At 61.5% G+C, this 10,819-nt stretch carries 8 protein-coding genes; 7 read left to right on the top strand and 1 reads right to left on the bottom strand.

The features are described from left to right. Positions 1–299 precede the first annotated feature (299 nt). The 4 genes from CXY71_RS01305 to CXY71_RS01290 are packed head-to-tail and all read left to right on the top strand — an operon-like array spanning position 300 to position 4,680. Positions 300–1,577: an extracellular solute-binding protein gene (locus tag CXY71_RS01305; RefSeq protein ID WP_104133924.1), complete on the top strand. Its 1,278-nt coding sequence runs from the start codon at positions 300–302 to the stop codon at positions 1,575–1,577. Between the two features lie 32 nt (positions 1,578–1,609). Next, the gene (locus tag CXY71_RS01300) at positions 1,610–2,533 is read left to right on the top strand and encodes a carbohydrate ABC transporter permease (protein WP_104133923.1); all 924 of its coding nucleotides are present in this window, start codon (positions 1,610–1,612) and stop codon (positions 2,531–2,533) included. Beyond that, the gene (locus tag CXY71_RS01295) at positions 2,530–3,381 is read left to right on the top strand and encodes a carbohydrate ABC transporter permease (protein ID WP_104133922.1); all 852 of its coding nucleotides are present in this window, start codon (positions 2,530–2,532) and stop codon (positions 3,379–3,381) included. The genes CXY71_RS01300 and CXY71_RS01295 overlap by 4 nt, the downstream gene beginning before the upstream one ends. A 3-nt stretch (positions 3,382–3,384) precedes the next feature. After that, positions 3,385–4,680 carry an ADP-ribosylglycohydrolase family protein gene (locus CXY71_RS01290; protein WP_104133921.1) on the top strand — a complete coding sequence of 432 codons (1,296 nt, stop codon included), beginning with the start codon at positions 3,385–3,387 and terminating at the stop codon, positions 4,678–4,680. Positions 4,681–5,039: 359 nt separating this feature from the next. Here the strand turns inward: CXY71_RS01290 and CXY71_RS01285 are convergent, their stop codons facing one another. Continuing rightward, positions 5,040–6,251, bottom strand: coding sequence for an ROK family transcriptional regulator (locus CXY71_RS01285; protein WP_158252931.1), 1,212 nt, complete (start codon positions 6,249–6,251; stop codon positions 5,040–5,042). A 132-nt stretch (positions 6,252–6,383) separates the two neighbouring features. On the opposite strand from CXY71_RS01285, the gene CXY71_RS01280 reads away from it, so the two are divergent. Genes CXY71_RS01280 through CXY71_RS01270 form a run of 3 tightly spaced genes read left to right on the top strand, consistent with a single transcriptional unit; the run spans position 6,384 to position 10,641 of the window. Further along, the gene (locus CXY71_RS01280) at positions 6,384–8,585 is read left to right on the top strand and encodes an alpha-galactosidase (protein WP_199184142.1); all 2,202 of its coding nucleotides are present in this window, start codon (positions 6,384–6,386) and stop codon (positions 8,583–8,585) included. A 2-nt stretch (positions 8,586–8,587) separates the two neighbouring features. After that, entirely contained in the window at positions 8,588–9,634 is a 1,047-nt protein-coding gene (locus tag CXY71_RS01275) for a zinc-binding alcohol dehydrogenase (RefSeq protein ID WP_104133918.1), read from the top strand. Between the two features lie 32 nt (positions 9,635–9,666). After that, positions 9,667–10,641, top strand: coding sequence for a Gfo/Idh/MocA family protein (locus CXY71_RS01270; protein ID WP_104133917.1), 975 nt, complete (start codon positions 9,667–9,669; stop codon positions 10,639–10,641). Positions 10,642–10,819: the final 178 nt, after the last annotated feature.

Here is a 10,819-nt window from a genome sequence, read left to right as displayed (position 1 = left end):
GGGGCAACAATCATGCCGGACCCGACAGGCCAACTCCCTCAGATACTCACACCATCCGAGGTTACAAACAAGGTAACGGGGATGCGGGGACACTGCGTAAAGGGTTCTCCAACTTCTAAATAATTTTGGTCCAAAACTATTTACCCTCTGTTAATGTCGAATCTCCCCGATCCAGGAAGAAATAAGTCAGAATATAGAGCCTGATCCGGTCGCAATAGTTTCAAATCAAAACTATCGGCGAAGGCCGCCGGGCAACCGGACATCCGTTCGCCACCGCTTGCAACATTCGAAGGACAACAATGACATCTCGACATTCACTCGCCGCTGTCGCCGGCCTCGGCGCACTCGCGCTGCTGCTCAGCGGATGCACACCGGCTAGCTCGACTGCCTCTTCGGGTAAGGGAGACAGCACCCTCCGTTACCTGGTCGAGCAGCAGGAGGACCCGGAGTTCTTGCCGATGATCGAGGCCCGAATCGCGAAGTTCGAGGAGAGAAACCCCGGCATCCTCATCGAAATCGACGCGATGCCCTTTGACACGATGCGCACGGTTCTTCAGACTCAACTGCAGTCGGGTGACGGACCGGATGTTTTCAACTGGGGCTCGGGTCCCACCTTCGCCGGCAGCCTCGCCGACGCGGGGCTCCTGTATGACTTAACGGAGAGCTACGAGAAGAACGACTGGCAGATCTACGACTTCGCGAAGGACCGCGTCACAGTCGATAGCAAAATAATCGGAGTTCCCGGCGACATCGAGACCGTCGGGGTGTATTACAACAAAACGATGTTCGATGACCTCGGCATCGACCAGCCCGAAAACCTTGGTGAACTCGAGGCTGCAGCCGCCAACATCAAGCAGTCCGGAGTCATCCCATTCGCAGTGAGTGACCAGGAAGGCTGGCAGGCAGGTCACTTGCTGAGCATGACGCTCGCGAGCCGAGTGGGGTCTCAGGGTGTCGCCGACCTAATCGACGGTAAGGCCTCATGGACGTCGCCCGAAGTAATCGAATCGCTGGCGCTCTGGGCCGGTTTCAACGACGCGGGCTACCTGCCGGAGTTCCCCACTGCAATCTCCTACGACGGCGGTGCCGCACTGTTCTACTCCGAAGAGGCGGCCATGTTACCGACCGGTAGCTGGTTTATCCCGGAGGTCGAGGCCAACACCGACTTCGAGGTTGGCTACATCCCATTTCCCAGCGAAGACGGCGCTGGAATCTTCACGGCCGGCTTGGGGTCCGGTCCACTGGTGTCCGCAAACACCGACAACCCGGAGGCGGCCATCAAATTCATTGATTTCCTGGTCTCGGAGGAGCACGGCCAGTGGGCAGTGGAAAATCTTGGAACCATCCCTGCTTTCCCGATCGAGACCAAGGATCTCGAAGTGTTGCCGCTGCTCGCCCAAGTGATCGAGGACACCGCGACCTTCGCCGCGGGCAGCAGTGATCTCGGAACGAACATCGACGTGGTCGCCAGTGATCTCTTCAACCAGACCATGTACGACGGATTCCAGGCACTGTTCACCGGGCAGAAGACTCCCGAGCAGGTCGCCGAGGAACTCGAAGTAGCGGCACGAAACTGACGAACGTGAGGGGGAAGAGGCAGAACAGAACGATGAATCCACCGACCAGAAGTCACTCAGCACCCCGCGTTACCAGGCGAGCGCAGGCCCGCCTGGGCGTCGCCCTCGTGGCACCGCTGCTCGCGTTCGTAACCGTTTTTTTCCTCTTCCCCCTCGGTAACGCCATCTACTACTCGATGCTCGACTACAACGGAGTCGACTCCTCGCCGGCGTTCGTAGGCCTCGGCAACTTCGTCGAACTCGCCACCGATCCCGCACTCGGCCCAGCATTCATGAACAACATCATCTGGATCGTTCTCGGCACGGCAGCACCGGTGGTCATCGGACTTTCGCTGGCCCTACTGATGTGGACGGTGCGCCGGGCCAGCACGCTGTACCGCGTCGCTCTCTTCATTCCGTATATCCTCCCCGCCGTTGCGGCCGGAGTGGTGTGGAGCTGGATCTACGATCCGATGCGTGGTTGGCTCAACCAATTGCTTCGATCGGTCGGCCTCGATGCTCTCGCGACAGGGTGGCTCGGCAACCCGAACACCGCCCTCTGCGCAGTTCTTGTCACGGCGGTCTGGGCGACGACAGGGTTCGTCTTCGTCGTGTTGCTGTCATCGTTGCGTAACGTCGATGCGGAGTTGCTCGATGCGGCACGGATGGACGGTGCCAACTCGCTACAGCGCGTCTGGTACATCGTTCTCCCGCAAATCATGCCAGTATTCCTGATGATCGTCACGCTGACGCTCGTCGGCGGATTCAGCGTCTTCGACATCGTTTTCATCATGACCGGTGGCGGCCCGTCGAACGCGACGGAAGTTCTGGGAACCTATGCCTACAGCAATGCCTTTCAGCTCAACCGCATCAGTTACGGCACGGCGCTCGCGCTCGTGATCACCGTGCTCGCCATTCCCTTCGCCGTGGCACTCAACCGCCTGCAGCGTAGGCTCTCGTTTCAGGAGTCCGTATGAGTATTTCGAGGATCCGCCTCTCGCCTCGCCAGCGCGCGACTCGCGCCTCGCACCACCTGCTGCTCGTTGTGCTTTCGCTCCTGTCGTTGTTCCCGGTGATTCTCATCCTCTCTACCGCTCTCAAAACCGAGCAGGATGTTAAGGTCAATCCGTTCGGCCTCTTCTCGTCGTTCTCGTTCGAGAACATCGTGCAGGCCTGGACCGTCGGCGAGTTCGGCTCACACCTGCTCGACAGCGTGCTCCTCACGATCCCGAGCACCGTGCTCACAGTTGTGCTCTCCACCATGGCGGGATATGCGTTCGCCCGATTGCCGTTTCCTGGTCGAAACATCCTGTTCTACGCGGTGGTGCTCGGCTTGCTCGTGCCGTTCTTCGCTTACATGATTCCGCTGTATTTCCAGCTGCGCACCATGGGAATGCTCGACACTCTCGTCGGCACGATCCTTGTGCTCAGCACGACCGGGCTCGCGTTCGGCGCCTTCTTCATGCGCGCATTCTTCTCTGACCTGCCTGATGAGCTCGAGCAGGCTGCCCGAATCGACGGCGCGTCGGAGGCACGCATCTTCGCGCAAGTGATGTTGCCGCTGGCCACCCCGGGGATCGGAACCCTGACAGTCTTCACGTTCCTGCAGAACTGGAACAACTTTCTCGTGCCCCTCCTGTACCTGCCCAGCGGCGAATACCGCCCGCTGACCACGGGACTGTATCTTTTCGTCGGAGGTCGGTCCGTCGACATCGGACCGTTGGCGGCCGGGGCGCTCATTACAATCTTGCCGGTCGTGCTCCTGTTCATCCTGTTGCAACGTCAAGTGACCGAGGGATTCCTCTCCGGCGCAGTGAAAGGTTAAGAAATGCACAACGTACTCGATCCCCGGGACCTCGTGCCTGACGAGGCCGAAGAATTACAGGTGAGCGGCTATCCCGTCGGGGACCTCCTCGAGGAAGCCAAACGGGCGGCAGCAGACGGTGATCTGGAACACCTCACGGCGGTCGAGGTTCGGCTCGCTGAGTTGCGGCCCCTGCCCGACTGGCCGTACGACGAACCACGGGACGAGCACGTGCTTTACGCACTCTGTGACGCTGCACCCCGCACCGAGTTCGACGCCGCGGTGCTGCCCGAACGGATTCGCGGCGCGTGGCTCGGACGTGTGGTCGGCAACACGCTCGGCAAGCCAATCGAGGGTCTCGCTCGAACCCAGGTGGAAATTTACCTGCGTGCCGCGGGTCACTGGCCCCTCCGCGGATATCTCCCGCTTCTGAGCCCACTGCCCGACGGTGTCGCCCACCTGCATCCCTCTGCTCCCATCGCAACCGACGGCCGGTTCCAGGATGTTCCCCGCGATGACGACATCGACTGGACGATCCTCGGGATGCTCGCGCTCGAACAGCACGGCCGCGAGTTCACCACCGACCAGCTCGCCGCTCTCTGGCTCGACCGCATGCCGTTCACTCAGACGTACACTGCGGAGCGCGCCGCTTACCGCAACCTCCTCGCCGGCCTCGCCCCGCCCGCCACAGCGACCCACCGAAACCCGTACCGGGAATGGATTGGCGCCCTCATTCGCGTCGACACCTACGGTTACATTCATCCGGGAAATCCGGGGCCGGCCGCTGCACTGGCCATCACCGATGCCCGACTCTCGCACCTCGGAAACGGCATGTACGGAGCAATGTGGGCGGCGGGCCTGGTAGCGGCGGCGTTCGCCGCGTCATCCGCCCGCGAAGCGCTCGACCGCTCCCTCACCGTCGTGCCCAGCGGATCACGCCTTGCCGAGGCGCTTCACCGGATGCTTGACCTCCACGATCAGGGCGAGACCCACGTCGTCGCACTCGACACGATCGACCGGGAGCTCGGGCACTATAGCTGGGTGCACACAATCAACAACGCCGCACAGATTACGGCAGGGCTTCTGTGGGGAGAAAACTTTCTCAGCGCGGTGGGCATTGCCATCGAGGGCGGCCGTGACACCGACTCCAACGCGGCCACCGTCGGTAGCGTCTTTGGTGCCTTGCATGGCTCGGCCGCCATCCCGGAGTCCCTGCTCATCAGCGAACCCGTTCGCGTTCGCAGCGCCGTGCGCGACTTCGACCGCATAACAATCGACGAGCTGACGGCGCGAACGCTGCGGCTCGTCGAGAAGGAATGACAGGGCCTCCCTCTACACCAACGGCCCTGTGCCATCCGGAGCACTGGGCATCAAATCAGATCCGCCTGTGCGTCTCAGCACACTCAGCGTGAGCCCGGTCATGGACGCTGCGACTTCGGCGCCCCGCACCCTCGAACTGGGGCAGCCGTTACGGTCGACGGGACGAATTCGGCGTGTTGCGCGCAACCTCAGACGCCCATTCGGTCTCTTGATATAGTTTTATTATGAAACTAAAACCGTCACGCACAGGCCTTCACTGCAAACAGCTACGACGGTTCACGCCTGAAAATGAGGGACCCCTGCCCGCGCTCGCGGAGACGGCAACCACTGTCGGTGCGACACTAATGCCGGTCAGATGGTTACTCAGAGTCGATTACAGCTGTCGAATACGCTACTGAGGCGACTGCTTCGCTGCCCGCAGTCCCACCGGGTGAACTTCTAGGAAACGTTTTTTGAATAGCAATAACGGCCGCGCCTCTTGCCCATTCGGTGAAGTCCATGGGACGCACAATGAGTTCGCTGTGGAGGGCACTGTCGGTGTCATATTCAGACAGACCCTCGTCAACGCTCGATCGCGCCGCCTCGGCGAGGTGGATTCCTTCGCCCGAAAGAATGATCCGCTTCACACCGGTAAACGCCGTAATAGCGGATGCTGCACGGCCGAGGGCTCGAGCGGCTTCCTGGACGACACGAACAGCTGGCGCATCCCCAGACCTGGCCATCTCGAGAACATCGTCGTATTCGATGAAACGGCCATGTGCGGCAGACACCGCCGCGGTGATCGAGCTCGAGGACAAGAATGCCGTCATGCAGCCCCGATGCCCGAGCGGACACAGCGGTCCCGACGGATCAACGGGATAGTGGCTAAGAGGGTTTAGAGAAGTCGGAATCATCAGGTCATTGATGACGAGGCCATATCCAACTCCGGCACCAACAGTAAGCAAAGCGAAGCTCGAGTACCCCTTGCCATGACCGAACCATTGCTGGGCCTTGGTAAGGCCGACAACGTCGTTATCCAGGTAAACGGGAACTCTGAGGGCCGCCCCCAATAGGGAGCGAAAGGGCACATCGCGCCACTGGAGGAAGGAAGAATCCGCAACAATCTCACCCTCATCGACCCGGCCGCCTACCGTTACGCCAACAGCATCGAGGGGCTGGTCCATGCCCGACTGGAAGTCCATGACAATGTCGTGCACGGCAGCCACGACATCCGACACGTCAAGGGAGCCGAGCGGCACACGAACCTGATCGCTGATGCGCGACCGCACGTCAGTGACGACGGCGTAGATGGCTTCCTCGGTGAGCTTCACGCCAACGAATTTGTACCGGTCAGGGACCACATCAAGGGGAAGGGAGGAACGTCCTCGACCGGGAGAACGGACGGCGTCCGACTCAAGGAGCACGCCCCCTTCGAGCAGAGGCTTTACGAGTCGCGTGAGGGTCGCTGGCGAGAGCCCCATACGGCGCGCGAGCCGAGCTCGAGACTGGGCGCCATGCACGAGAACCTCAATCGCAACGGCCTTCGACGGCGCGGAGAGCAGCGAGCTGACGTCGGATTCGACACCGTCCATCGCCAAACTCCGATCTTCTCCAAGAATTATCTGACTTGCCATGTTCGCGGCCGTGGTCGCGCCGTTTGAGTATGCCATACTTTGGTTTAATAGTTCCAGCATGGAATCTAAAAGAGTGAAAATGGGGCGCGGATGAGTGTATCGACAGCAGTAAACGTGGCGCAGCTGGTCACGCTCGAGGCCAGCGGAACGTGTGTAATGATCGACGTGTCCTCCGGCATTCCACGCATCCTCCATTGGGGCGCTCCCTTCACTGCGACCTCCACCGACCAAGCCTTCCTCCGCTCCCTCGCCGAGACCCAGGGTGGGGCCGATCTGCTTGAGACCCGACGGTCGCCGACGCTGCTTCCCGAGCAGTCAGCGGGATGGATGGGCACCCCGGGTCTGGAGGGGCATCGAAGTGGCACATCCTTCTCGACGGCGTTCACGGCGTCGAGCTGGCGCATCGACGGATCGGCTGGCTCGATTCAATCCCTGGTGGCCGAGGCAACGGACATCGTCGCTGAGTTGCAGCTCACAACCACGATCACACTCCTGCCGTCCGGGCTGCTCCGTCTCGAGGCGCGTCTAACGAACATCGCACAGGACAGCGATTACTCGGTCGACGCACTCCGCGTCGTCCTCCCTGTCCCTGCCGAAGCCGGCGAGCTCCTCGACTTTGCGGGTCGGCATCTTCGAGAGCGTACTCCCCAACGCCATCCCTTCGTGGTCGGCACGCATCTCCGGGAAGGACGGCGCGGTCGCACTGGCTCGGACGCGAGCATCCTTCTCGCAGCCGGCACGCCGGGCTTCGGCTTCCGCTCCGGCGAGGTATGGACAGTTCACACCGCCTGGAGCGGCAATCACTCCACCTTCGCCGAGCTAGGAATCACCGGATCGCGTGTGCTCGGCGGCGGTGAACTTCTTCTGCCCGGAGAAATGATCCTCAAGCCGGGTGCCACTTATTCTTCCCCGGCAATTTACGCGGCGTATGGGAACGGTCTTGACGACATCGCCGCGTCGTTCCACGAGCATCTTCGCGGAAGAGCGTCGCACCCGGTGAGCCCCCGGCCGGTTGTACTTAACACCTGGGAGGCAGTGTACTTTGACCAAGACCTCGACTCACTGGCGAGGCTCGCCGAGCTCGGTGCACACGTAGGCGTGGAGCGGTTCGTCCTCGACGACGGCTGGTTCACCCACCGCCGCCACGATCGAGCAGGGCTCGGTGACTGGCAAGTTGACCGCAACGTCTGGCCGGACGGACTCGGCCCCCTCGTCACGGTCGTGCGCTCCCTCGGTATGCAGTTCGGGCTCTGGTTTGAACCGGAGATGATCAACGAAGACTCAGAGGTCGCCCGAGCGCACCCCGAATGGATTCTCGCGCCAGGTAACAGACTCCCCATCCCTGGCCGCTCGCAGCAGGTTCTCAACCTAACGATCCCTGCGGCGTTCGAATACATTCTTGAGTCGATAAGTTCCCTGATAAACGAGTACGACATCGACTACATCAAGTGGGACCACAACCGCGACCTCGTGGAAGCTGGTGATCGCCTGACAGGCGCTCCACGCGTGCACGCACAGACCCTCGCGACGTATGCGCTCATGGACGAGTTGCATCGGCGACATTCAGGACTTGAGATCGAGTCGTGCTCATCCGGCGGTGGTCGAGTCGACCTCGCTGTGCTCGAGCGCACACAGCGCGTGTGGGCGAGCGATTGCATCGACGCCCTCGAGCGCCAGCAGATCCAACGCTGGACGGGGCTGCTCCTGCCCCCGGAGCTTGTTGGGTCGCACGTCGGCGCAGCGACGGCGCACACGACCCACCGCACCCACGCGCTCGCGTTCCGCGCGGCCACGGCGCTTTTTGGGCATTTTGGGATCGAGTGGGACCTCCGCGACGCATCAACCACGGAGCTTGACCAGCTCGCGGCCTGGGTTGACCTCTACAAACAAGAGCGGGAACTCATTCATACCGGCACTGCCGTGCACAGCGACTACCCGGATGAGGCGTACTGGGCACACGGCTACGTCGCCCCCGACCAAGACCGCGCGATCATCTCATTCGTCGCACTCGCCACAAGTGTGGCTGTGCACCCCGGTCGCATCCGAATCCCCGGTCTGCGCGACGAAGTCACCTACCGCATCGAACCGATTGAGCTGTCCGCTTCAGCTCTCATGCGCGTAAAGGGCGGAGCACCGTCGTGGTGGACGGAGCCCGTAGCCCTCTCCGGAAGCGTCCTCGGTCGTATCGGGCTCCCGGCGCCCATGCTGTATCCAGAGCAGGCCCTGCTCTTCAGGCTTGTCGCCGTTGATCGTGCAGACTTACTCACCAACCTCACAACCGAAAGGAACTGAACATGGGACGGCTCGTTCGTTTTACTTCACCCGGCCTGGCAGAAGTCGTCGACTTTGAGGACGCTCCCGTTGGCGCCGGCGAGGTGCGCCTCGAAACCCTGTATTCCGGCATTTCCGCCGGCACGGAGCTCACCGCGTACCGCGGTAGCAACCCGTATTTTAACAGCGAATGGGATGCTCGCCGCCGGTTGTTTGTACCGGGCGACTCGACGCACTCCTACCCGCTCGATGCCTGGGGTTATGAAGAGGTTGGCACCATCACAGCGGTCGGCGACGGCGTGGACACAGGGCTGATCGGCCGCCTCGTATGGGGAACGTGGGGCCACCGGTCGTCCGTCGTTCGCCCCATGCCGTGGGTCATGGACCGCCTCATGCCAGACGGACTCGATCCCGTCGCAGGCATCTTTGCGAAGATCGGAGCGATCGCTCTAAATGCCGTACTCGACGCCGACATCCACGTCGGCGAGACTGTTGTCGTATTCGGAGCCGGCGTCCCCGGACAAATCGTGGCACAACTTGCTCGGCTCAACGGAGGGCGCGTGGTCTCCGTCGACCTGCTCCCGGGGCGCCGAGAACTCGCAGAGCGCCTCGGCGCCTCCCTCACGCTTGACCCGGCCGCCGACGACGTGGCAGAGCGAGTCCGTCAGCTCACGGAGAATCGTGGGGCCGATGTAACTATCGAAATGAGTGGCAGCTATCATGCACTTCACGAGGCCGTACGCACCGCGGCATACAGCTCGCGCGTCATTGTCGGAGGGTTTTTCCAAGGCGCTGCGACCCCCGTTCAACTCGGCAACGAATTCCATCACAATCGCATCTCCATCATCGGATCCCAGATTTCAGGTGTCTCACCAGCGCTTCAGCACCGCTGGAACGAGTTACGCATGTCAACTACGGCGCTCCGACTTGTGAGCGACGGCCAACTCGACGTCACCTCGCTCATTACGCATACGATGCCAGCGGAGGACGCTCCTGCCGCCTTCAAGATGCTCGACGCGTCGCCGGAGGACGCGCTGCAAGTAGTCCTCGATTACCGGGCGGCGTCGTGAGGATGCGGGACCCATTCCCACGATCTGACGGGATGATTGGCTGGGGGATCCTCGCAACGGGGGGCGTCGCCGGAGCGTTCACGAAAGACCTGATCGCCCACGGCCACCGGGTGACGGCAGTCGGGTCGCGTTCTCTCGCGTCAGCCGAGGCTTTCGCGGCAACCCATGGAATTCCCCGCGCCCATGGTTCGTATGAGGACCTCGCTGCTGACCCGAACGTCGACGTGATTTACATTGCAACGCCACACAACCTGCACCACGAAAACGCAACACTCGCGCTAGAGCACGGCAAACACATCCTCGTCGAGAAGTCGTTTACTCTCACCCAAGCAGAGGCTTCCAACGTCGTCGAACTCGGCCTGCGAACGGGCCTCGTAGTGGTCGAAGCCATGTGGACGCGGTTCCTCCCACACATGGCACACGTGCGCACATTGATCGCGGCGGGCCGCCTCGGGGAGATCCGTTCCCTCCACGCCGACCACACCCAGAACCTTCCCCGTGAAGATACCCACCGCATCAACAACCTGCATCTAGCCGGTGGCGCTCTCTTAGACCTCGGCATCTACCCCATTTCCTTCGCACACGATGTTCTTGGTGAACCCGTCGACATCGACGCTCACGCAACGTTCACACGATCGGGAGTTGACGCGTCGGTCGCGACGATCCTCACTCACGAGAACGGCGCGATTTCGACATCGTTCTCATCACTCCAGACGCGAGGACCCAACCGAGCCACAATCCTTGGCACCGAGGGCCGCATCGAGATCGCGGACACCTGGTACGCACCAACCACGATGTCGCTTTACGACGCAAGGAATTCACTGATTGACGTCTATGACCAACCAGTGTCCGGACGTGGCATGCAGTTTCAAGCGGCCGAAGTGGAACGCGTCATCCGAGACGGCAATCAACGCAGCGCCCTGATCACTCCCGAGGAATCGGTGACGATCATGCGCACAATGGATGCTATCCGGGCAAAGATCGGTCTACGCTACCCGAACGAATAACACCTTCGTACACAAATCGTGCCCGGGACGTGGTCGCCGCAAGCATCCTCATCATCGAAGGCTAACGACACGGCGGGGCACAGGACACCGCCACCAACCCCCTACGTGCCAGGGTTGGGTGAGGCCAGTAGCTAACAGCAAGTCCGCCGTGTGACGTAGGGCGAGAATCAGGAATCAT

It is taken from the genome of Cryobacterium sp. Y62 (assembly GCF_002929785.1).
Lineage (GTDB): Bacteria > Actinomycetota > Actinomycetes > Actinomycetales > Microbacteriaceae > Cryobacterium.
Note: the sequence above shows the minus strand (reverse complement) of the source record. Positions and strands in the feature narration are given on the sequence as shown.